Consider the following 22,648-nt stretch of genomic DNA (forward strand, 5'->3'; position numbering starts at 1 on the left):
CCACCGGCATACGCTCCCGCTGCTCGGGGCGCACGTTTCGACCGCTCGGCTTGGCACATGCCCGCTGGGGAGTGGAGCACTCCGGAAAGTGGGGCGGGTCACAGGTTCTCCACGTCGGGGGGTGGCGGATGTCCGAGACTCGGACTATTCTGAAAACTCAACTAGTCGAGGAGGTGAGGTACATGCCGGAAGTCAGCTCGGCCTGGCTGCGTGCGGCGTTGCCGTTGTGCCTGCTCGGGATGTTGGACCGGGGCGAGAGCTATGGCTACGCACTGCTTCAGGAGTTGAGTGCGGCCGGGATGACCCATGCCAAGGCGGCGACTCTCTATCCGGCCTTGACCAGGCTGGAAGAGGAAGGTGCCGTCGACATCCGCTGGAGCGCGGGCGACGGCGGACCCGGGCGGAAGTACTACAGCCTCACCGACACGGGCCGCGAGCGGCTGGCCGTCGAGTATCGCGCCTGGCGTCACTTCGACGGCGTGGTGACCGCCCTGGCCGGCGGCGCTGACGGCGGGGACTCGCCGGAGAGGTCGGAGAGCCGACAAGAACTGGGGGAACACGATGATGCGTACGGACGGCAAGGAACAGAAGCCTGACTGGCCCAGCGGCGACGACGCGCAGTGGGCCGCCGAGTTCGAGTTCGCTCTGGCTCTGGGGCACACACCGCCCGACGGGCTCGCCGAGCAGGTGCTCGAGGAGGCCCGGCTGACCGCCGCGGAGGCGGGGCTCCCCGCCCGGGAGGTACTGGGCGATCCCGCCGCGTACGCCGATGCCGTGGCCGCCGAGCGGATCGACGAGGCCCATCGCAGCTCCGTCGACGTCGAGGGCTTCGCCGCCGGCGACCGGTTCACCAGCTCACTCCTTGTGGCTGGCGCCCAAGTCGCCCTGTTCGGTGTGGTGTTGTGGGCAAGCGTGGGGCTCTGGATTCCGGTCGGCTGGCCCACGGGTGGGGCCGGGCTGCTGCTCGCCGTGCTCATCGTCCTCGTGACCGGCGTCATCCCCGAGCTGCGTGCGGCGGGGCGGCTTCGGGCCGGGCGGGCCGCCATGGGCTGCGCCGCTGTGCTCGTGGTGGCCTGCGCCGCGGGGTTCACCGCCATACCCCGGGGTCCTCAAGTGAGCGTTCCCGCACCCTCGTTGTTCGTCGTCGGCGCGCTGCTCGGGGTGCTGGGATGGCGCGTTCCCGCCGAGCCCGTCGGGCGCTGGTTCCGTGGCCGGTCCATGCCCGCCGAGGCGATACGGAGTGATGACGAGGCCTGGCTGACACGGCTCTCCGCGCTGCTGCGGGGACGGCACGGCATGTCCGCGGGGAGCGCCCGGCGCTGTGTGGCCGAGGCGCGGGACCATCTCGCCGCCTCGGGCGGGAGTGCCGCGGACGAGTTCGGCGATGTCGAGGTCTACGCACTGCGGCTCAGCGAAGGGCCGGGGAAGTCGCGGCGCGCGGCGCGGGCCGAGGTGCTGCCGACCGCCCTGTTCACCGGGGGGCTTCTCTGGTGGGGGCTCGACCTGGTCAGCGACCCGGAGCCTGCGTCCCTCTGGTTCTGGGCCAAGGTCGTCGTGCTGGCCGTCGGCGTGTGGGCCTGGGCCACCACCGCGTGGTCGCTGTGGCGGAAGTTGCGGCCGGGCGGCGCGGGCCGCACGGGCGGCGCGGGCGACTTGGGTGCGAAGGGCTGATCCTCACCGGCCTTGTCCGGTCCGGGCGGTTGGGCCCGGACCGGAGCTGCCGGTCACTGCACCGAGCGCAGGCCCAGGGGCCCGGCGATCTCCTCCGCCATGACCTTGCCCGCCGCCTCTGCCAGCGCGTCCTCGGCCAAGTCCTCGTCCGTGTCCAGGCCGTTGAGGTCCTCAAGGGGCTGGTTCAGGCGGACGTGGGCCACCAGGGACTGGAGGGCGCGGAGGGCGCCGGATGCCGTGGAGCCCCAGTTCGAGAAGTACGAGAACTGCCACCACCACAGGGCCTCCGTGGTGCGGCCCGCACGGTAGTGCGCCAGGCCGTGGGAGAGGTCGGCGACCACGTCTGCCAGGTCGTCCGAGATGCGGCAGGCCACCGGGGCCTTGCGGGGCTCGTACGGATCGAAGACCTCGGAGTAGACGTCGATCGGCTCCAGCATGGCCGCCAGGCGTTCACGCAGGTCGTCGACGTCGCGCTCCGGGCCGAGGTCCGGCTCGTAGCGCTCCTCGGGGACGATGTCCTCGTGCGCGCCCAGGCGGCCGCCGGCCAGGAGGAGTTGGGAGACCTCCAGGAGGAGGAAGGGGATGGCCGAGTCCGGCTCGTCGCCCTTGGCCACCTCTGTCACCGCGACGATGAAGCTCTCGATCTGATCCGAGATCTGCACGGCGAAGGAGTCCGGGTCCTGGGCGGACGCGTGCAGGAGGACCGTCGACTCAGCATCGATGATCGGTTCCGGGACGACGATCGGCTCGGCAACCACGATCTGCTCGGCGGCGGCTGTCGCTTCCGGCTTTGCTGCGTTCTCCGGCTGCTTCTTAGACATCTAGGAGTCGTCTCCCCTCGAAGGCGCGGCCCAGGGTGACCTCGTCCGCGTATTCCAGATCTCCCCCGACAGGGAGCCCGCTGGCCAGGCGGGTGACCTTCAGGCCCATGGGCTTGATCATGCGCGCGAGGTACGTCGCCGTGGCCTCGCCCTCCAGGTTCGGGTCCGTGGCGAGGATCAGCTCGGTGACCGTGCCGTCCGCGAGCCGCGCGAGCAGCTCTCGTATACGCAGATCGTCCGGGCCGACCCCCTCGATGGGGCTGATCGCTCCACCCAGTACGTGGTACTTCCCCCGGAATTCGCGCGTACGCTCGATCGCCACGACGTCCTTCGGCTCCTCGACCACGCAGATGACGCTGAGGTCGCGGCGCGGGTCGCGGCAGATGTTGCAGAGCTCTTCCTGCGCGACGTTGCCACAGGTCGCGCAGAAGCGGACCTTGTCCTTCACCTCAAGGAGGGCGTGCGCGAGGCGGCGTACGTCCGTCGGCTCCGCCTGCAGGATGTGGAAGGCGATCCGCTGCGCGCTCTTGGGACCGACGCCGGGCAGCCTGCCCAACTCGTCGATGAGGTCCTGAACCACGCCTTCGTACACGGGGTGCCTTTCCTGCTTCCAGTTTTCTGCTCTTGCCGAGTATCAGGCTTTGATACGTACGGTAGTTGGCCTGCGGCCCTCTTAGAAGGGAAGGCCCGGGATACCGCCGCCGCCCAGGCCCTGCGCGAGCGGGCCCAGCTTCTGCTGCTGGAGCGCCTGCGCGTTCTCGTTCGCCGCCTGGACCGCCGCGACGACCAGGTCCGCGAGAGTCTCGGTGTCCTCCGGGTCGACCGCCTTCGGGTCGATCACGAGGCCGCGCAGCTCGCCGGAACCGGTGACCGTCGCCTTGACGAGGCCGCCGCCCGCCTGGCCTTCGACCTCGGTGCGCGCGAGCTCCTCCTGCGCGGTCGCGAGGTCCTGCTGCATCTTCTGGGCCTGCTGGAGCAGCTGCTGCATGTTGGGCTGGCCACCACCGGGGATCACGATCAGCTCCTGTCTCGGATGGTCTGTGACGTTTTGTTGAGGTATTTACGGTGGATTTTCCACCTGGAATGAGCCTACGTGGTCGCGGGTGCCCTCGCCCCAGCACTCTTTCGAGTGAGATCGGCCGTCCTCCTATACCTGATCAAGCACCTCTTCCGGGCGGAAATACCGTGAAACCGGGCTCAGGGCCACCCATTGGGCGGTAGGACTGGGGCTGCGCATGAGCAGATGACAGCAGATGACAACTGTCGCGTCAGCACCAGCTGTCACGGGGCGCGCACCGTACGGAACCGCCGCAGGGAACAGTCAGGGATCTCGTAGAGGTAGAGGGAGTGCCGGGTGAGCCAGCCGGATATGCAGCCCGAGGGGGTGCCCCATGAGGGGCAGGGTGCCGGGGCCGGTGCCGGGGCGGGTGCCGGTGCGCAGCGGAGCGCTTCCGGTGGCGCGGACGGTGATCGGCTCGGGGATCTGACGGGGCGGGCCTTTCCCCTCGGCGACTGGGGTGAGCCCGCGGAACGGCTCGACGAGCTGTACCGGTGGGTGGAGCGGGGCGCGCTCAACACCGCGGAGTGGTACTTGTCCGACCGGGCGTGGAAACGGTGCGGGGCGCGGCTTGCGCGGGCCGGGGCCGCGGTGGGGGCCGTGGGGGCGGGGGTGTTTCCGCTGCTCGATCTCGCGGGGGCGGTGGAGAACGTCGCCACCTGGGGTTTCGTCTCGCTGCTCGCGGGGGTCGCGTGTCTCGGGTGCGACCGGTTCTTCGGGCTGACCTCCGGGTGGATGCGGGACGTGGCCACCGCGCAGGCCGTGCAGCGGCGGCTTCAGGTGCTGCAGTTCGACTGGGCGTCGGAGAGTGTGCGGGAGGTGCTCGGGCCCACCGAGGGGACCGCGAGTGAGGCTGCCGAGCGGTGTCTTGGGGTGCTGCGGCGGTTCTCGGAGGATGTGACCGAGCTGGTGCGGTCGGAGACCGCGGACTGGATGGTGGAGTTCCGGTCGGGCCCCGCGCCGTTGGCCATGCAGGCCGTGGTTCCTGCCTCCCGGGGGGAGGCAGGAACCGTCCTCCCCATCCGGGCCGCCCTGCCGCCGGGGGCGCGCCCCAACATGCCTCGGCAGCGCCCGCCTGAGCCTCGTTGAGAGGGATGGGGGGGGTGGAGAGGTGGGTGCAGGTTGGGGCGGTCCCTGCGGGGCGGTCCCCGCGGGGCCCTCCCCCATCCCGCCCAGCCGGGTCAGCTGTAGATGATCATTGAGCCTTGCGCCAGGCTTCTGGTGGTTGCCGCGTGCAGGCCGAGCCACACGTGGCGCTCCCTCGCGAAGGGGCTGTCGTCCGGGGGAGCCGGGGCCGCCGGTTCCTCCAGGGACGTGGGCGCCTCCGGCGGAGTCGGCGGACGCGGAGGGTTCGCCGCGTCTATGCCGATGGACGGGGCCACGAACTCCAGTTCCCGCAGCAGCGCCTGCGCCGAGCCCAAGGGGCCCCCGCCCGCAAGCAGTTCGTCGTTGGACAACGGCGCCGGGAAGTCGACAGGGACGTACGCACCCGCGTGGTCGTAGTGCCAGACCAGGTGCGACTGCTGGGCCGTCGCGTCGAACATCTCCAGCAACTGCTCGTAGTCCCCGCCCAGTTCGTCCACCGGCGTGACCTCGAGGCCGCAGACCTGGAGCAGATACGCCCGGCGCAGGAAATGCAGCGCGTCGTAGTCGAAGCCCGCGACCGGGGCCACGTCCCCGGACAGGCCCGGCATGTAGGCGAAGACGGGAACGGGGGGCAGGCCGGCCTCGTGCAGCGCCTTGTCGTACGCCGCGATCTCCTCCGCGAAGGGGTTGTCGGGGCTGTGGCACAGCACGTCGACGAGCGGGACCAGCCACAGATCACAGGCCAAGGGTGCTCCTCAGGTCAGGCTCATACGCGGTCTCATACGCGGTCGGCATTTCGGACGTCGGACGTTCCTCGCGTTCAGGCAGCGTAGTCCGGGCGGACGCCCCCTAGCTCCCCTAGTGCAGATCCCAGATCCACACCCCGTCTACCCACTTTCCGGGCCGGTCAAGGAGTTCCTCCACCGTCACCCGTAGTTCGGCGTCGTGCTCCTGCGGCACGAGGACCAGGACGCCCGCGTTCCAGTACGCCAGGTCCTCGCGGGCCGCCCTGCGCCACGCGTCCGTGATCTGCGGCGCACGGCCCGACGCACGGACGTCCCGCAGGAGGTTCGACGTGTTGCGGGGCGAGGCTCCGTAGATGCCAACCCGGTCCGGGCCCCAGGGGCCGTTGAAGTAGCCGCCGGGGAGGCTGAAGCCCAGGTCGGCCGTGGTCTGCCAGTGCAGCGCCTCCGCGCCGGAAGGATCCGGGAGCGGTACCGGTACGAGGGACTCGCCCTCCCCCACGTACTTCCGCCAGGCCCCGTCGGCGATGAACGCCGGGACCTCCGCCCGCTCCACAGCCCGCAGCGGCGCCGGCACGATCGGCAGGAGCGCGAGGGCGACCACGGCCACGCCCGCGTACCGCGCGGCCGTCATCCGGCGCGCAGAAGCCAGGAGGCGGGCCAGCGCGAGGGCGATGAGCATCCCGAGCGCCGGGGCGCACACCATCGCCACCCGCGACTCGATCACCGACTCGAAGAGCGGCGCGTGCGCCAGGGCCGCCCACGGGCCCGGCAGCACGATGTCCGTCAGCGGGATGCGGAACTTCGGGCCCAGCGAGAGGAACGCCGCCGCGAGGACCGTGAAGGCCAGCGCCTTCACCACCGCCCGCTCCCAGAGCCGTACGACGATCGCGAAGGCCAGCGCGGCCAGGGGCCAGCCGTAGAAGGCGTTCTGCTCGGTGGGGTTCGCGGAGAGGGCGGATGCCGTCTCGGCGTTGCCCGCGAGCGAGCGTTCGGCGAAGGAGAGGAGCGCGAGCGGACTGTTGCCCGCGTTGTCGCCGTGCAGCACGCTCGTGTAGCTCTGCGGCCCGAAGAACTGCCAGTGGAGCGGGAAGGCGACCAGCGGGACGGTGACCGCCACCGCCACCCCGAGGCCGCGCGCCAGGGGCCGGAACACGTCCCTCGCGACATCCCTGCGCACAAGGCCGTACGCCGCCGCGAACAGCAGCATGCCGAGCGCCGCGAGCAGCAAAGGTTCCTCGCCGAGGAAGATCTGGTACGTCGTGAAGAGCCCGAGGACGACCCCGTCCCGTGCGACGCTCGTGCCCTCGGCCTCGCAGAGGCGCAGCGCCCTGTCGATGATCAGCGGGATCATGAACAGGACCATGAAGTTCGGGTGCGCGTGGGCGTGGCTGATCATCGGTGGCGCGAAGGCGGCGAGTGCCGCGCCGACGGCCGCCGCGCCCCGGTGCCGTACGAGACGCCTGAGGATCAGCCAGTACCAGGCGACCCCGGTCGCGGCGAGGCCCAGCGTCATCGCCGCGTTCAGGGCGACCGCCGGGCCGAAGAGCCAGGTCACGGGGGCGAAGGGGACGGAGAGGCCGAGCATGACCGTGTTGGCCATGAGGTTCACGCCGTCGGGGAAGTTCTGGAGGGTCGTGAAGAGGGGGTTCTGGAGGTGGCGGACGTTGTCCGCCGTCACCGCGAAGAACCACTCCCATTGGTTCTGGTCCTGGAGCGAGTCGGGGAGATAGCGGTCGCCCGGTGCGATCCAGCGGCCCGAGTAGAGGGTGATGGCCATGGCCAGGAAGAACGCCGCGACGAGCAGGTCCTTCGGGCGAATGGCACGGGCCTTGAGCTTGGTCAGTTCGGCCAGGACCTTCACGTAGTCGAGCGGGCGGACCTTCGAGCCCTCCTGGTGCGCCCAGCGCACCGGCACCTCGGCGACGGGCCAGCCGGCGCGGCGGAAGTACTGCAGTATCTCGACGTCGATCCCCCAGCCGCGCAGGCGGGACGCGGCGAAGGCCTCACGGGCACGGTCGCCGTCGAAGAGCTTGAAGCCGCACTGGGTGTCGCGGACTCCGGGGACGGCGACCGTTCGTATCAAGAAGTTGCCGGTACGTCCCAGGAGTTCGCGCAGGCGGTGCTGGTGGCTCTCGATCGTCGCGCCGGGCCGGGCGCGGGAGCCGATCGCCGCTCCATGGCCGTCGGCGAGCGCCTTGTCGAGGCACTCGAGCTCCTCGATGGGGGTGGCCAGATCGGCGTCGGTGATCAGGACGCGGTCGCCGCGCGAGGCGAGGACGCCGAGGCGCAGGGCGTGGCCCTTGCCGAGGTTGCGGTCGGAGTGGATGAGCTGGACGCGGGGGTCGGCGGCCTCGGCGTCGGCCGCGATGTCGAGGGTGCCGTCGGTGGAGCCGTCGTCCACGACGATCAGCTCCCACTGGGTATCCCGGGTATCCCGGGTATCCCGGGTATCCCGGATACCGCGGTCGGCTCCTTCGGGCCCGTCCTCCAGGTACGCCCTGATCGCGGCCAGCGTGGGAGCCAGGCGCCGCTCCTCGTTGTAGGCGGGGACGACGACGGTCAGATCCACGCTCATGCAGCGGCCAGCCGCTCGATGAGGGCGAGCGAGTGGGCGTTGTACTCGTCGACGATGGCGTGCGCGCCCTTGGGGTCGCGGTGCACGAGGGCGTCGACGAGCTCGGTGTGCCGGGCCCACAGGGTGCCGCGCAGGTCGCCGTCGCCGCGTTCGACGGCGCGGCGGAGGTAGGTGACGGCGCAGACCCAGGACTGGACGCGGATGCGGTGCAGGAAGTCCGAGAGGTAGGGGTTGCCGAAGAGGGCGCTGAGCTCGCGCCAGAAGCGCAGGTCGTAGCCGATGAGGACGTTCAGGTCGCCCGCGCAGGCGGCGCGTGCGGCCTCCTCGCCGCGGCGGCGTACGGAGATGAGCGCGTCGGAGGCTTCCTGCTGGCCCTTGGGCCCCAGCGGAGTTCCCTTGTCGATGAGGTCGCGGAAGATTCCGTCGGCGACGAGGCCGCGGGCCTGCAGCATGCTGCGGTAGTCGGCGAGGGAGTGCTCGTGGACGCGGTAGCCGCGGTGCTGGTCGGCGTCGAGGAGGCCTTGCGCGGCGAGGTTCACCAGGGCCTCGCGGACCGGGGTCGCGGAGACGCCGTACTGCTCGGCGATCTCCTTGACCGTGAACTCCTGGCCGGGCTCCAGACGGCCGCCGAGGATCTCGTCGCGCAGCGCGTCGGCGATCTGCTGGCGCAGAGTGCTGCGGATGACGGCGGTGCCGTCGGTGCCGGGCATCTGGGTTCCCTCGGGAGTGTCTGGCGGGCCGGTTCTGGCGGGGGCGCCTTGGCGGTCGTCTTGCTTACGAGCACGTCAGACTACGCGGTCGGGGTTCCCGGGGGGTGGGGGCGTTTGTGGGGGGGCGTTTGTGGGGGGCTTGGTTGGGGTGGGGGCGTTTGGGGGGCTTTTCCCTGGGCTGGTCCCTGGGCTGGTCCCTGGGCTGGTCCCTGGGCTGGTCCCTGGGCTGGGTGACCTTCCGGGGGGGCTTCCCTGCGCTGAGGGGGGGGCGGTCTTCGGGGGTGGGGCTTCCCTGCGCTGGGGGGGCTTCGGGGGTGGGGCTGCCTTCCGGGCGGGGTGGCCTTCCGGGGCCGGGGCCGGGGCCGGATCGCGGGTGCGGGTCCGTCTGTGCCTGTGCCTGTGCCGCCGCTTCGCGGCGGATCTTTCCCGCCCACCCACCCGATTGCCCCCGAGGGTCATGGGTGGGTGGGATCCGCCACAGGGTGATGGGTGGGCGGGTGGGAGTGATCCGCCGCGAAGCGGCAGCACAGGGCGGCGAAGGTCCGAAGCCTGGGACCACCGCGAGGCGGTCCGGGGCGGGGGCGGGCTCGGACCTGGCACCACCGCGAGGCGGTCCCAGGCGGGAACGGGCTCGGACCTGGCACCACCGCGAGGCGGTCCCAGGCGGGAATGGGCCCGAAGCCTGGGGCCACCGCGAGGCGGCCCCGGGGCGGGGGCGGGCCCGAAGCCTGGCACCGCCGCCAGCGGTTCAGGGCCGGGACGGGCCAGGCTTCGGGGGGGTGGCTCCGGGGTTAGGACACGTGTTCGTCTGCCGCGCTCAGCGCCGCGTCCAGCGCCGCGAGGCCCTCCTTCGCCTCCGTGTCCGTGATGTTGCACGGGGGGACCACGTGGGTGCGGTTCATGTTGATGAAGGGCCACAGGCCCTGCTTCTTCGCGGCGGCGCCGAACGCGGCCATCGGGGCGTTCGCCTCGCCCGTGGCGTTGTACGGGACCAGCGGCTCGCGGGTCTCCTTGTCCTTGACCAGCTCCAGGGCCCAGAACATGCCGAGGCCACGGACCTCGCCCACGCTCGGGTGCCGCTCGGCGAGCTCCGCGAGGGCGGGCGCGATGATCTGCGTACCGACCCGTGCCGCGTTCTCGACGATGCCCTCGTCCTCCATGACGTTGATCGTCGCGACGGCCGCCGCGCAGGCCAGGGGGTGCCCGGAGTACGTGAGACCACCCGGGTAGGGCCTGCGGGCGAACGTCTCCGCGATGGCGGAGGAGATCGCGACACCACCGAGCGGGACGTAACCGGAGTTCACGCCCTTCGCGAAGGTCAGGAGATCGGGCACGATGCCGCCGTCGAAGTGATCGGCGGCGAACCACTTGCCGGTGCGGCCGAAGCCCGCCATGACCTCGTCGAGGATGAAGACGATGCCGTGCCGGTCGCAGATCTCGCGTACGCCGGAGAGGTAGCCGGGCGGCGGGGTCATGATGCCTGCCGTGCCGGGGACGGATTCCAGGATGATCGCCGCGATCGTCTGCGGGCCCTCGAAGGCGATGGTGTCCTCGAGGTGCTGGAGGGCGCGCTCGCACTCCTGCTGCTCGTTCTCGGCGTAGAAGGGGCTGCGGTAGAGGAACGGCGCCCAGAAGTGGACGACGCCCGCCGTGCCGTTGTCGGAGGGCCAGCGCCGGGGGTCGCCGGTGAGGTTGATCGCGGCGGAGGTGGCGCCGTGGTACGAGCGGTAGGCGGAGAGCACCTTCGGGCGGCCGGTGTGCAGACGCGCCATGCGGGTCGCGTTCTCCACGGCCTCCGCGCCGCCGTTGGTGAAGAAGATCTTGTCGAGGTCGCCCGGGGTCCGCTCGGCGATGAGGCGTGCGGCCTCGGAGCGGGCTTCCACGGCGAAGGCGGGGGCGAAGGTCGTCATCGTCGCCGCCTGCTCCTGGATCGCGGCGACGACCTTCGGGTGCTGGTATCCGATGTTCGTGAAGACGAGGCCGCTGGTGAAGTCGAGGTAGCGGTTTCCGTCGTAGTCCCAGAAGTACGAGCCCTCGGCGCCGGCTACGGCGAGGGGGTCGATCAGCTCCTGTGCGGACCAGGAGTGGAACACGTGCGCGCGGTCCGCCGCCTTGACGGCGGCGCCGACCTGGGGGTTCGGCTGAGGGGTCATGTGGGCGAGGGTAAATGTCCACGGAGTGGACGGGACATGGGCGGTCTGTTTCGCGGGGGCGGGGGGTACTGGACAGTGTGTCGGGGCCCCGGGGCGGGGGCCCTGCACCTGGGCCGTGCGGTTGCCCTCGTTCACGCCGGACGGGCTGAAGATCCCGCCGGACGGGCCGCGCATCGAACCCGGCCCTCAGTCATCCGCATCCCCGTCCGCCCCGTCCGCCACCACCCCCGCCCGCGGCTTTCCGTCCTTCCCGCAGCGGATCTCGTACGGCAGGTCGTCCCGCTCGTCGTCGTCGCTCGGTTCCGCCTCCAGCCGGGCCACCGGGCCCGGCCCCCGTTCCACGTCGTCGTCCATGTGGAAACCGTCCGCCGGGCTCCACGAGACGAGATACACCGTCCCGTCACCCCTGCACTCGACCGTCGCCGTCCCACCCGTGAACCGCAGGGTCGACCGGTCGGAGGCAGGCTTCGACGGAGGCGCGCTGGACGGCGACGGAGAGCGGGACGCCTGTGGTGACGCCGATGTCGCCGCCAGGGCCCTCTCCACCGCGGCCTCGTCCAGAGGGCGGCTGTGTGCCGCGCCGCCGCTGTCCGAAGTGGCCAACTGCCAAGCGCCGAGCGCTCCCGCGGCCGTGCCGACACCCACCCATGCCGCGGTCACCACCGCGCTCCGCCACTTCCTCATCCGGCCACTGTGCCGCACAGTTTCCTAACGCCCGGTTAAGGGCTGCCCAAAGCACCTGACTACGGTGGATGTATGGCCCATCTTCTCGTCGTGGAGGACGATCCCCAGCTGCGCGGCGCCCTCGTGCGCGCCCTGCGCGACAAAGGGCATGCCGTCGCCACCGCGCCAGGCGGCATGGCAGGACTGGACGCCGCGGTGACGACCCACCCCGACCTCGTCGTACTCGACCTGGGGCTCCCGGACGTCGACGGCGCCCAGATCCTGCGTATGCTCCGCGCCGTCAGCGACGTACCCGTCATCGTCGCGACCGCGCGCGACGACGAACCCGAGATGGTGGCGATCCTCGAAGACGGCGCCGACGACTACATCGTCAAGCCGTTCGGCGCCGCCCAGCTCGACGCCCGCATCAAGGCCGTCCTGCGCCGCCTCGGCGCGACCGAGGCCGCGGAGGAGCCCCTGCGCGTCGGAGGTCTGGCCATCGACCCCGCCTCCCGCGAAGTCATCCTGGACGACCGCCCCCTGGACCTCACCCCCCGCGAGTTCGACCTCCTGGCCTACCTCGCCCACCGCCCCGGCCAGGTCGTCTCCCGCCGCGAACTCCTCGCCGAGGTGTGGCAACAGCCCCTGGGCGGCGCCGACAAGACGGTCGACGTCCACCTCTCCTGGCTCCGCAGGAAACTCGGCGAGACCGCCCAGACCCCCCGCTACCTCCACACCGTCCGCACCGTCGGCGTAAAGCTCACGGCACCCGACGACGCCCCGGCCCCCACGCTCCCGCAGCCGCGCGACGCACCCGAGGGGACGGGCCGGTATGTCCACCCGGAGCACGGTTCGCAGGACTCCGGTGCCGCAGCAGCCCCGCGGCCACCGGACGACAGCGAGGACGGACATACCGGCGAGGCCCCGCCCCACAACTGCAGCAGCGACGAACTCACCCCCCACGACACCCCCCAAGGCCCAGGGGCCAGCTGATGCGACGCAGCCTCCTCCTCCTCACCGCCGCCACCACCGCCCTCGTACTGACCGCCCTCCTCGTCCCCCTCACCCTCCTCACCCGCACCCACGCCGCCGACCGCACCACCGCCGAGGCCACCGCCCGAGCGCAGTGGGTGGCGCACGCCATCGGCCCCACCCTCGCCACCCCGGACGAGCGCGAGACCGCCGAGCAGACCGTCGAGAGCGTCAACACCCAGAATCTGCCGACCACTTCACTGATCCTCGCCGACGGCACCGCCATCGGACCGAGCGCTCAGAACAGACAGACCCCCCGCATCACGGACGCCATCCGCCTCGCCCGCACCGGCCGCGCCTTCACCTACGAGCCCTCCACCGGCGGCCGCCTGGTCCTCGTCCCCGTCCAGGGCGCCGCCGACGGCACCGCGGTCGTCCAAGTCACTCTCACCGAGCGCCAGTTGTACGCGGGCACCATGACGTCCTGGCTCGTGCTCGCCGGGATCGGGGTCGGGCTCGTACTCATCGGGCTGCTCCTCGCGGACCGCCTGGGCGCACGCCTCGTAGGAGCGACCCGCCGCCTCGCCCGCACCGCGGACCGCCTGGCCGCAGGCGACCTCACCGCACGCGCCACCCCCGAGGGCCCGCCCGAACTCCGCCTGGTCGCGGGCCAGCTGAACCACCTCGCCACCCGCATCGACGAACTCCTCACCGCCGAGCGCGAGAACGCCGCCGACCTCGCCCACCGCCTCCGCACCCCCGTCGCCGCCCTCCGCCTGGACGCCGAGACCCTCCGCGACACGGAGGAGGCGAACCGCATCGCCGCGGACGTCGCCGCCCTCGAACGCAGCGTCGACGACGTGATCCGTAAGGCCCGCCGCCCACTGCGCGACGCCCCTTACGCGGACCTGGCGGCCGTGGCACGCGAACGCGCCGCGTTCTGGCAGCCGTTGGCGGAGGATCAGGGGCGTACGACGGAGACATCGGCCCGGCAGGAGTCCGTCCCCGTCCCCGTCCCCGAGGACGACCTCACCGCGGCCATCGACGCCCTCATCGGCAACGTCCTCGACCACACCCCCCAGGGCACCCCGTTCCGCATCACGGTCCGCACCACCCCGGAGGGCGACGCCGAGCTCACCGTCGCCGACGAGGGCCCCGGCCTCCCGCCGACGTACGCGGCGCAACGCGGCACCAGCGGCGGCGGCTCCACGGGCCTTGGCCTGGACATCGCCCGCAGGACCGCCGAGGACGCGGACGGCACCTTCGCCATCGCCTCCGACGCCACCCGCGGCACGCGCGTGACCCTCACCTTCCCGCAGGCGCCCCCGCGGCCCGCGGAAACGCGACCCGCACCGCCCGAGCCCACCGGTTGACCCCCAACTCCGGCCGCAGCGCGGCGAACCCGCCGCAGTACTTCGTGAAGTCCGCGGCCCGCACTCCGTACCGGTGAAGGACCCGGTCCGCCTCCGTCAGATGCCCCTGCGTCTTGGTCTCCACCAGGACGAGCCCGGAGTCCGCCTCCACCGACCGCCCCGTGGCCACGTCCCGCACCACGAGCCCGGCATCACACGTGATCCGCTGCCCGTCGGCCACGAAGGTCGCCCGCTGGTACTCCGTGACGAGCGCCGTGGTCAGCCCGCCCGGCGCCTCGATCCCGTACGACCCCCGCAGCACACCCGCGAGGAATCCCTGGCGCGCGGCATCGAGCACACAGTCGTCGCCCTCAAGACGCTGCCGGTGCTTGACCGTCTCGCCCCGGCCGCTCTTCAGCTTGATCTCGAACTGCCGCTCGCCGCTGTCCTGGTAGACCCGCTCCCGGATGCGGTAGCGCAGCCGCCTGCCCTGCCGGTGATGGTGGTAGGTGAGGAGCTCAGGGGTGTCGTAGTACGTCGAGTGGTAGCTGAACCAGCGCTTTCCGCCGATGCTCAGGGCCCGGAAGGGGCCCGAGGCGCGGCGCGGGTCCGTGAGCAGGGCCGCCAGGTCGTCGAAGATCTCGACCGGCACGAGATAGCTGTTGTCGTAGCGGGCGAGCAGCTCGGCCCGCGCGTTGACCTCGTCGAGTGCGATGGGGTGCGCGGCGAGCGCGGCCCGTCCGATGGCGCGTACGGCGGGGTTCACACGGTCTCCTTCTGGTGGGGGACGGCAGGCGTGCGGGACCGGGTCGTGCGGCGTCGTGGTGCTGTACGTATGAACTCCCCGGCCCGCTCGGAAGGTTCCGGCTGCCGGAAGCGGACTTCCAGAACCATCAGGTCACGTACGTAGTCGACCTCCTGGACGGTCCAGCCGAGCGGCTCCCCCAGGCGCCGCGCCAGCTCGGCACGGAGCTCGGTCTCCTCGCGGTACACGGCGTCCAGGGTGACGACAGCGCGCCGGTCACCGGCGAAGAGACGGGGGTGGTCGGCGCCGTACATCACCAGGAGCAGCACGGCCGCGAGCCCGGCGGCGACCGGCAGGTCCAGGCCCGGAAGCCCGCAGAGGAGGCCGAGGACGAGGGTGATGAAGTAGTACGCGACCTCCTGGTGCTGCACCGCGTCCGAGCGGAGCCGCACGATCGAAAGCACCCCGAAGAGCCCGAAGCCGAGCGCGAGCCCGCCGTTGCCGCCGGCGCTCGCGAGGGCGGAGACGACCGCGAAGAGCGCGACGTTCAGGGCGAGGTAGGCGGGGACCAGCTCCCTTCTGCGGTGCCGTGGATAGAAGACCCCGAAGGTCAGGAGGGTCACGGCCACCAGGTCGAGGCCGAGGTGGGCGGCCATCTGTCCGAGGTTCTCTGCGCTGTCCATGACCAGGACGCTAGGGAACGGCGGGTTAAGGCCGCCCCCACCGGGAGTTAACGAGCCGGGCGCAGGCGATCCGGTCCGGAGCGACCTCTTGACAGCACACTGTCCATTTGGCAGCATACTCACATAAGGACATGCACAGCAGCGCACCAGCACAGCGGAGCAAGCGCAGCATTCAGCGGCACCCACCCAGTGGAGGCAGTCATGACCCGCAAGCCGAAGCCCGTGCACCTCGCCGTTTACGACACGCTCGCCGACTGGGAGCCGGGATACGCCACCGCGTACCTCGCCCGCGCCGGGTACGAGATCCGCACCGTCGCCGCAGGATCGCTCGACCCGGTCACGACCTCGGGCGGCGTCCGCATCCAGCCCGACCTGACCCTCGCCGACCTGCGGCCCGAGGACAGCGCGCTGCTGATCCTGCCCGGCGCCGACCTGTGGGACACGGGCGACGACCTGGCCCTCTTCGGCCGCGCGGCCCGCGCCTTCCTCGACGCGGACGTGCCGGTCGCCGCGATCTGCGGGGCCACCGCCGGGCTCGCCCGCGAGGGCCTGCTCGACGAGCGCGACCACACCAGCGCGGTGTCGTTCTACCTCGCGGCCACCGGATACAAGGGCGGCGAGCGGTACGTGGACGTCGACGCCGTCACGGACGGCGGCCTGACCACGGCGGGGCCGACCGAGCCTGTGGCCTTCGCCCGGGAGATCCTCGGGCGGCTCGGCGCCTTCGAGGGCGAGAAGCTGGACGCCTGGTACCGGCTGTTCCACGACTCGGACGCGTCCGCGTACGAGGTGCTGGAATCGTGAGCACCGACCAGAACCCGGCAGCCGACACACAGCAGGACAAGGTGCGGGAGCAGCAGGACCTGTTCTCCCGCACCGCCCTCGGCGTCTTCCGGCTCAACGGCCAACTCCTCTCCGTGGCGGATGAGTTGGCCAAGCCCGGCGGTCTCACCGCCGCCTGGTGGCAGGTGCTCGGCGCCGTCCTGCGCGAGCCCCTGCCCGTCGCCGGGATCGCCCGCGCGATGGGCATCACCCGGCAGAGCGTGCAGCGCGTCGCCGACCTCCTCGTGCGGCGCGGCCTCGCGGAGTACGTGCCGAACCCCGCCCACCGCCGCGCCAAGCTCCTGCGCCCCACGGACGAGGGCCTGGCCGCCGTCCGCAGGATCGGTCCCGGCCACGCGGACGTCGCCGCCCGGCTCGCGGACGCGCTCGGCGAGGAGGAGTTCGCGCGGACCGTGCGGGTGCTGGAACGGCTTTCCGGCGCCCTGTCCGACCTGGATACGGAACAACCCGTTACGGAGCCGTAGCAGGCAGTCCGTGCCACGATGTCCCACCGCCCCACTATCCTCGATCTGTTGCACACCAACGGGGGAGGCGGCGCGGCGATGGAGAAGCTCGGGCCCGGGGATCCACAGCGAATAGGTGCCTATCGGCTGCTCGCGCGACTCGGCGCGGGCGGCATGGGGCACGTCTACCTCGCGCGGTCCGACCGGGGACGTACGGTCGCGGTGAAGCTGGTGCGTGAAGAGCTCGCCGAGCAGGAGGAGTTCAGGAACCGCTTCCGGCAGGAGGTGCAGGCGGCGCGGCGGGTCGGCGGCGCGTGGACGGCGCCGGTGCTCGACGCGGACACCGAGGCGACGATCCCCTGGCTGGCCACGGGATATGTCGCGGGCCCCTCCCTGCAGAGCGTCATCTCGCACGACCACGGGCCGCTGCCCGAGCGGTCCGTGAAGATACTGGCCGCCGGGCTCGCCAACGCCCTCAAGGACATTCACGCGGCGGGCCTCATCCACCGCGACCTGAAGCCGTCGAACGTGCTCGTCACCATCGACGGCCCCCGCGTCATCGACTTCGGTATCGCCCGCGCGCTGGAGACGGTCACCGACGGCGGTCTGACCCGCACCGGCGCGCTCGTCGGCTCGCCCGGTTTCATGGCGCCCGAGCAGGTGCGTGGCGACCGGATCACCCCGGCGTGCGACGTGTTCTGCCTGGGCTCGGTCCTCGCGTACGCGGCTTCGGGCGCGCTGCCGTTCGGCACGGCCAACAGCGGCGTGCACGCGCTGATGTTCCGTATCGCGCAGGAGGAACCGGATCTGGAGGGGCTGCCGGAGGAGCTGGCCGAGCTGGTCGGCGACTGCCTGCGCAAGAACCCCGCGGACCGGCCCTCGCTGGAGCAGCTCCTTGAGCGGACGGGCGCGGAGGACACGCTCGGCGACGGCGGCCGGACGCGGGACCCCTGGCTCCCGGGGGCGCTCGTGGCCCAACTGGGGCGCCATGCCGTGCAGTTGCTCGACACGGAGAATCCGGACGACGGCGGTTCGGACGCACCGTCCGCGAAGGGCGCCGTCCCGCCGGTGTCGCTCGCGCCGCCGAAGGGTCTGGCGGGCGGGGGCGACGGCAGTGCGCCCAAGCCCGCCAATGCCGAAGCCGGTTCCGGTTCCGGTTCTGGTTCCGGGCCCGCTGCGGCGGCCGTCGCCGGAGCCGGAGCAGGAGCTGTGGCCGCCGGGGCCGCCGCCGCGTCCGGGGCCGGGAGCAAGCCGGAGCCCGCCGACGGCGACACACCGCCACCGCCCGGCAGACCGGGCGAGGCCGCCCCCCTCGACCATCTCCCCACGATGATCACCGGCCAGGCACCGCCGCCGACACCCCCGCCGGGCTCGGCATACGGCTACCCCCAACAGCACCCCCAACAGCCGCAACAGCACCCCCAACAACACCCCCAGCCCGGCTACGGCTACCCCCAGCAGGGCCCGTACGGGCCCACACCCCCCTACGGACCCACACCTCCGTACGGCCCTCTCGTCCACCCCCAGGGCGAGCCCCCGCGCCGCAGCGGGCGGTCCACCGCCGCGCTCATCGCGGTGGCCGTCATAGTGGCCATAGGGGCGGGTGGCACGGTGTACGCGGTGATGAAGGGCGAAGGCAGCACGAAGGCGGGCGGCACGAACTCCAAGTCGCCGTCCAACAGCGCCCCCGAGACACCGGGCACACCCTCCGGGGAGAATCCGCAGGACCCCGAGAGCCCGCCCACGTCCCCCGCGGCCAAGGACGAGGACGGCGCGGTCCCGGACAAGTTCCTCGGCACCTGGAGCGGCTCCATCCAGAACGACCTGGGGAGCAATTCCCGCCAGCTCGTCCTCCAGCAGGGCGAGGTCGGCGACACCGTCGTCTCGATCACGGCGGACGGCCCGACCGACACGGGAGGCACGTACCACTGCGTGTTCCAGGGGAAGTTGGAGTCGGCAAGCGGCAACACCCTGCGCATCGGACCGACGGACGTGATCGTCGGCCAGCCCGCGACCTCCTGCAGGCCGGGCCAGGCGAGCACGGTCACGCTGCTCTCGAACGGCAGGCTGCACCGGGAGAACACGGGTACGGACAAGGGGCTGACGTACGACAAGGAGGGCTGAGCCCGCGGTAGTTGAACCCCGGGCGAACAGCTCCCGTCCGGACGGACAAGGGACGGACAAGGGCGGCCCGACGGCCGCCGGCGGCGCTTAACGTCCCGCCCATGAACTGGTTGGGCACCGAAAACACCATCGCCGTGCTCGCCATCCTGGTCGGCATCGCCGGCGCGTTCGTCCCCGTGCTGCTCGAACGCCGCGTACCGCGCCGCAAGCGCATCGGCTACCGCAAGCAGATGGACACGGCGATAGGCGACAACGTCCGTACGGGCGACGCGAACGCGCGCCTCGGTCTCTTCGACGAGGCCCCGGAGATGTCGGACGCGACCCTGGTGCTCCTGCGCGTCGAGAACGACGGCTCGCTGCCGATCGACGTCGCCGACTACACGGGCCGCTCGCCGCACGGCCTGACCGCGGTCTTCGAGACCCGCACGATCCGCGCCGTGGCGGTGACGCTGCCGCCCGAGGCCGACCACTTGATGGAGCACTTCGCGCCCGGCACGGGCCTCGGCTACGAGGACGGCAGGCTGCACATCCCGCGCGTGCCGCTCAACCGAGGCGAGTACTACAAGCTCCTCGTCCTGCTCACCGGCGGCCCCGTGGACAGCGGCTACACCGTCATCGGCGGCATCCAGGGCGGCGAGACGCACGAGAACCACAGCGCGGCCCCCGACGAGAAGCCGCCGCTGTTCAGCAGGCTCTCGCAGCGGGTGGCCATCGCGCTGAGCCTGGTGATCCTCGGCCTCGCGGGCCTCATCCTGCGCCCCGACACCCAGCCGCCGCCCTCGTACTGCCAGACGGGCAGCCTCACCCTGACCGGGTCGACCGCTTTCGAGCCGGTGGCCACCGAGCTCGCGGACAAGTACATGAAGGACTGCGAGGGCTCGGACATCGGGGTGAGCGCGCACGGAAGCCGGGGCGGCGTCAGGGAGTTGGCCGCGGCGGACACCGGGCCCGGCGAGGGGTCACCGCCGGTGATCGCCTTCTCCGACGGGCCGCGCCCCGGCAGCTACACGCAGCTGAGCGAGACGCGGGTGGCGGTCTCCCTGTTCGCCCTCGTCCTGAACGACGGGGTACCGGTCAAGAACCTCTCCACGAGGGACGTACGCCGCCTCTTCACCGGCGAGATCCGCAACTGGAAGGAGCTGCGCGGCGGCCCCGACCTGCCGGTGGTCCTGGTCAGCCGGGGGTCGAGCTCCGGCACGCGGGTCACCCTCCAGCAGCGGGTCCTCAAGGGTGCCCCGGAGGTCCAGGAGTCCTCGAGCGACTGCCTGACGAAGGACATCGGCCCCCGGGCGCCGGTGATCCGCTGCGAACTCGACTCCACGGAACAGGTCCTGGACACGGTCGCCGCCACCCCGGGCGCGATCGGCTACAGCGAGCTGCGCAACACGACCACCCTCAAGGGCGTGCACCGCCTGAACCTGGACGGCCACACCCCGTCCGTCGACCACATCCAGTCAAGCGGCTACCCGTACCGCGAGATCGAGTACGCCTACACCTACGGCAGCCCGCCCGCCGACTCGCTGGCGTCGAGCTTTCTCGCGTACGCGATCCGCGGGAACGGGCAGGACGTGGTCCGCACCCACGGGCACCTGCCGTGCCAGACGCCCGTGGGAATGCGGATGTGCGGGGAGAACTGAACCGCTAGATGAACGAGTTGATCTCGATCGTCTCCGTGCGGCCCGGACCCACGCCGATCGCGGAGATCGGGGCGCCCGACATCTCCTCGAGCGCCTTCACGTAACCCTGCGCGTTCTTCGGCAGGTCGGAGAAGGTCTGCGCCTTGGTGATGTCCTCGGACCAGCCGGGCAGCATCTCGTAGACCGGCTTCGCGTGGTGGAAGTCGGTCTGGTTGTACGGGAGTTCCTCGACACGCTTGCCGTCGATCTCGTACGCGACGCAGACCGGGATCTGCTCCCAGCCCGTCAGGACGTCCAGCTTCGTGAGGAAGAAGTCCGTCAGGCCGTTCACGCGGGTCGCGTAGCGCGCGATCGGCGCGTCGAACCAGCCGCAGCGCCGGTCGCGGCCCGTCGTCACACCGCGCTCGCCGCCGATGCGGCGCAGGTCCTCGCCGTCCTGGTCGAAGAGCTCCGTCGGGAACGGGCCCGCGCCGACGCGCGTGGTGTACGCCTTCAGGATGCCGATGACGCGGCTGATCTTCGTCGGGCCGACGCCCGTACCCGTGCAGGCGCCGCCCGCGGTCGGGTTCGACGAGGTGACGAAGGGGTACGTGCCGTGGTCCACGTCCAGGAGCGTGCCCTGGCCGCCCTCGAACAGGACGACCTTGTCCTCGTCGAGCGCGTTGTTGAGGATCAGGGTGGTGTCGGCGACGTACTGCTTGATGTTCTCGCCGTGCTCCAGGAGCTGCTCGACGATCTGGCCGGTCTCGATGGCGCGGCGGTTGTACAGCTTGGTCAGAAGCTGGTTCTTGACCTCGAGAGCCGCCTCGACCTTCTGCTCCAGGATCGACTGGTCGTAGAGGTCCTGGACGCGGATGCCGGTGCGGTTGATCTTGTCGGCGTACGTCGGGCCGATGCCGCGGCCCGTCGTGCCGATCTTGCGCTTGCCGAGGAAGCGTTCCGTCACCTTGTCGACGGTCACGTTGTACGGCGTGATGATGTGCGCGTTACCGCTGATCAGCAGCTTCGACGTGTCGACGCCGCGCTCGTTCAGACCGCTCAGCTCGGAGAGCAGGACCGACGGGTCGACGACGACTCCGTTGCCGATGACAGGCACGCAGTCCGGGGAGAGAATCCCGGAAGGGAGGAGATGCAGCGCGTACTTCTGGTCGCCTACGACGACCGTGTGGCCGGCATTGTTGCCGCCCTGGTAACGCACCACATAGTCCACGGAGCCACCGAGCAGGTCGGTGGCCTTTCCCTTGCCTTCGTCACCCCACTGAGCACCGAGCAGCACAAGTGCGGGCACAGGCGTACACCCCTTCCGGGCGGGGCATGTCCAAGGTCAGGGGCCGTAGCCGCCATATGGGTGTGCCTTGGATGCTGCCCCGGAATAGACGAAGCCCCTGGCGCAATAGCGCAAGGGGCTCTTGCACAAAGATGCTACCCGAGGACTCAGAAAAGGGGCGCACGTTGTCGGCTCGCGACCAGCTGCTAGTCGTCATCGACCCGGTCGCCCGGCGCACGGACGGTGAGTCGGTACGGATCGCGAAGGACGTACTCGGCGCGGGTGCGGCCGTCCGGATCTGCCTGCCGGACGGGCCGGAGGATTTCGCGAAAGCCCTGGCCAGAAGGGGTGCGCGGCGTCCCGTGGTGATCGGCGACGACCGGGCTCTGCTGCGCGCGGTGGCGGCGCTCCACCGGGAGCGGGAGCTCCATTCGTGTGCGGTTTCGGTCGTTCCGGTGGGCGCGGTCCAGGTACTTTCGCGGTCTCTCGGAGTGCCCGTCGGAGCCGTCGCGGCGGCCCGCGCGGTGCTCGAAGGGGTCGAACGGCGGCTGGATCTGCTCGTCGACGACAGCGACGGGGTGGTCCTCGGGACCCTGCGGATCCCGCCCGTCACGGCTTCGGCGTCCGGGAGTATTTCCAGGAGCGCGTCCGGGAGCACGGCGGTGGACGGCCACCCCTGGCTGCGCACGTGCCAGTCCTTCGTACGCACCCTCGCGCGCCCCTCGCGCGTGGCGTCGGCGCCCGGTCCCGCGCCGGCGCGGCTGCGGGTGGAGGCGGACGGCGTGCTCGTGGTGGACCTGGACCAGCCGGTGGAGGGGGTCTCGGTGCGTCCGGGGGCCGACGGTTTCGCGGAGGTCGAGGTCCGGCCCGCCTCGGTGGGCCCGGCGGCCGAGACCGAGACCCTGCGGGTGCGGGCGCGGACGGTCACGGTGTCCGGGGCGGATTTCCGCTACCGGGCGGACGCGGTGGTCGGGGGGCCGGTGCGGACGCGGACCTGGGCGGTGCGGGCCAGTGCCTGGGGCTTGATGCTGCCTCGGTGACCGGCCTTCGGGTGCGGGCCGTTCCCTCCCGGGCCGCCGCTTCGCGGCGGATTCTTTCCC

Annotated in this window: 20 protein-coding genes and 1 pseudogene; 10 read left to right on the plus strand and 11 right to left on the minus strand. The window is 71.5% G+C overall.

Translation table 11 applies throughout. The features are described from left to right. The first annotated feature begins 182 nt into the window (after positions 1–182). Positions 183–596, plus strand: a complete 414-nt coding sequence (locus AC07AG_RS23545; protein ID WP_478757381.1) for a PadR family transcriptional regulator — start codon at positions 183–185, stop codon at positions 594–596. Further along, entirely contained in the window at positions 562–1,671 is a 1,110-nt protein-coding gene (locus tag AC07AG_RS23550) for a hypothetical protein (protein ID WP_478757383.1), read from the plus strand. The genes AC07AG_RS23545 and AC07AG_RS23550 overlap by 35 nt, the downstream gene beginning before the upstream one ends. Before the next feature lie 53 nt (positions 1,672–1,724). Here AC07AG_RS23550 and AC07AG_RS23555 read toward each other — a convergent pair whose 3' ends face one another. The 3 genes from AC07AG_RS23555 to AC07AG_RS23565 all read right to left on the minus strand — a co-directional run bounded on the left by AC07AG_RS23555 (position 1,725) and on the right by AC07AG_RS23565 (position 3,507). Next, entirely contained in the window at positions 1,725–2,492 is a 768-nt protein-coding gene (locus AC07AG_RS23555; protein WP_478757384.1) for a DUF5063 domain-containing protein, read from the minus strand. Next, positions 2,485–3,084, minus strand: a complete 600-nt coding sequence (gene recR, locus AC07AG_RS23560) for a recombination mediator RecR (RefSeq protein ID WP_030781910.1) — start codon at positions 3,082–3,084, stop codon at positions 2,485–2,487. The genes AC07AG_RS23555 and recR overlap by 8 nt, the downstream gene beginning before the upstream one ends. An 81-nt stretch (positions 3,085–3,165) precedes the next feature. Continuing rightward, positions 3,166–3,507: a YbaB/EbfC family nucleoid-associated protein gene (locus AC07AG_RS23565; RefSeq protein ID WP_160506267.1), complete on the minus strand. Its 342-nt coding sequence runs from the start codon at positions 3,505–3,507 to the stop codon at positions 3,166–3,168. Positions 3,508–3,846: 339 nt separating this feature from the next. On the opposite strand from AC07AG_RS23565, the gene AC07AG_RS23570 reads away from it, so the two are divergent. After that, on the plus strand, positions 3,847–4,638 hold the full coding sequence (locus AC07AG_RS23570; RefSeq protein ID WP_478757387.1) for an SLATT domain-containing protein: 792 nt from the start codon (positions 3,847–3,849) through the stop codon (positions 4,636–4,638). 92 nt (positions 4,639–4,730) lie between these two features. Here AC07AG_RS23570 and AC07AG_RS23575 read toward each other — a convergent pair whose 3' ends face one another. The 5 genes from AC07AG_RS23575 to AC07AG_RS23595 form a co-directional block, all read right to left on the minus strand. Further along, positions 4,731–5,381, minus strand: a complete 651-nt coding sequence (locus AC07AG_RS23575; RefSeq protein WP_478757388.1) for a hypothetical protein — start codon at positions 5,379–5,381, stop codon at positions 4,731–4,733. A gap of 112 nt (positions 5,382–5,493) precedes the next feature. Continuing rightward, positions 5,494–7,956 carry a dolichyl-phosphate beta-glucosyltransferase gene (locus tag AC07AG_RS23580; protein ID WP_478757390.1) on the minus strand — a complete coding sequence of 821 codons (2,463 nt, stop codon included), beginning with the start codon at positions 7,954–7,956 and terminating at the stop codon, positions 5,494–5,496. Further along, the gene (locus AC07AG_RS23585) at positions 7,953–8,666 is read right to left on the minus strand and encodes a GntR family transcriptional regulator (RefSeq protein ID WP_478757391.1); all 714 of its coding nucleotides are present in this window, start codon (positions 8,664–8,666) and stop codon (positions 7,953–7,955) included. Before AC07AG_RS23585 ends, AC07AG_RS23580 begins: the two co-directional genes overlap by 4 nt. A 791-nt stretch (positions 8,667–9,457) precedes the next feature. Next, positions 9,458–10,819 carry an aminotransferase class III-fold pyridoxal phosphate-dependent enzyme gene (locus AC07AG_RS23590; protein WP_478757392.1) on the minus strand — a complete coding sequence of 454 codons (1,362 nt, stop codon included), beginning with the start codon at positions 10,817–10,819 and terminating at the stop codon, positions 9,458–9,460. Positions 10,820–11,005: 186 nt separating this feature from the next. Next, complete coding sequence (locus AC07AG_RS23595; protein ID WP_478757394.1) at positions 11,006–11,503, minus strand: hypothetical protein; 498 nt, start codon at positions 11,501–11,503, stop codon at positions 11,006–11,008. 72 nt (positions 11,504–11,575) lie between these two features. Here AC07AG_RS23595 and AC07AG_RS23600 point away from each other — a divergent pair. Beyond that, positions 11,576–12,268 (plus strand): annotated as a pseudogene (locus AC07AG_RS23600) (response regulator transcription factor); the annotation flags it as partial. Positions 12,269–12,474: 206 nt separating this feature from the next. Beyond that, positions 12,475–13,827: a sensor histidine kinase gene (locus tag AC07AG_RS23605; RefSeq protein WP_478757395.1), complete on the plus strand. Its 1,353-nt coding sequence runs from the start codon at positions 12,475–12,477 to the stop codon at positions 13,825–13,827. Here the strand turns inward: AC07AG_RS23605 and AC07AG_RS23610 are convergent. Both AC07AG_RS23610 and AC07AG_RS23615 read right to left on the minus strand, forming a co-directional pair. Continuing rightward, positions 13,760–14,572: a VTC domain-containing protein gene (locus AC07AG_RS23610; protein ID WP_478757396.1), complete on the minus strand. Its 813-nt coding sequence runs from the start codon at positions 14,570–14,572 to the stop codon at positions 13,760–13,762. The genes AC07AG_RS23605 and AC07AG_RS23610 overlap by 68 nt on opposite strands. Then, entirely contained in the window at positions 14,569–15,234 is a 666-nt protein-coding gene (locus AC07AG_RS23615; protein WP_478757397.1) for a DUF4956 domain-containing protein, read from the minus strand. The genes AC07AG_RS23610 and AC07AG_RS23615 overlap by 4 nt, the downstream gene beginning before the upstream one ends. Before the next feature lie 201 nt (positions 15,235–15,435). On the opposite strand from AC07AG_RS23615, the gene AC07AG_RS23620 reads away from it, so the two are divergent. The 4 genes from AC07AG_RS23620 to AC07AG_RS23635 all read left to right on the plus strand — a co-directional run bounded on the left by AC07AG_RS23620 (position 15,436) and on the right by AC07AG_RS23635 (position 20,281). Beyond that, positions 15,436–16,038 carry a DJ-1/PfpI family protein gene (locus AC07AG_RS23620; protein WP_478757398.1) on the plus strand — a complete coding sequence of 201 codons (603 nt, stop codon included), beginning with the start codon at positions 15,436–15,438 and terminating at the stop codon, positions 16,036–16,038. Then, on the plus strand, positions 16,035–16,541 hold the full coding sequence (locus tag AC07AG_RS23625) for a MarR family winged helix-turn-helix transcriptional regulator (protein WP_478757400.1): 507 nt from the start codon (positions 16,035–16,037) through the stop codon (positions 16,539–16,541). Before AC07AG_RS23620 ends, AC07AG_RS23625 begins: the two co-directional genes overlap by 4 nt. 78 nt (positions 16,542–16,619) lie before the next feature. Beyond that, entirely contained in the window at positions 16,620–18,644 is a 2,025-nt protein-coding gene (locus AC07AG_RS23630; RefSeq protein ID WP_478757915.1) for a serine/threonine-protein kinase, read from the plus strand. 101 nt (positions 18,645–18,745) lie between these two features. Beyond that, positions 18,746–20,281 carry a substrate-binding domain-containing protein gene (locus AC07AG_RS23635; protein WP_478757401.1) on the plus strand — a complete coding sequence of 512 codons (1,536 nt, stop codon included), beginning with the start codon at positions 18,746–18,748 and terminating at the stop codon, positions 20,279–20,281. 4 nt (positions 20,282–20,285) lie between these two features. Here the strand turns inward: AC07AG_RS23635 and AC07AG_RS23640 are convergent, their stop codons facing one another. Next, positions 20,286–21,569 carry an adenylosuccinate synthase gene (locus tag AC07AG_RS23640; protein ID WP_478757402.1) on the minus strand — a complete coding sequence of 428 codons (1,284 nt, stop codon included), beginning with the start codon at positions 21,567–21,569 and terminating at the stop codon, positions 20,286–20,288. A 131-nt stretch (positions 21,570–21,700) separates the two neighbouring features. Here AC07AG_RS23640 and AC07AG_RS23645 point away from each other — a divergent pair, with 131 nt between their 5' ends. Continuing rightward, positions 21,701–22,588 carry a diacylglycerol kinase family protein gene (locus AC07AG_RS23645; RefSeq protein WP_478757403.1) on the plus strand — a complete coding sequence of 296 codons (888 nt, stop codon included), beginning with the start codon at positions 21,701–21,703 and terminating at the stop codon, positions 22,586–22,588. Positions 22,589–22,648: the final 60 nt, after the last annotated feature.

This window comes from Streptomyces sp. NPDC044044, assembly GCF_056434405.1.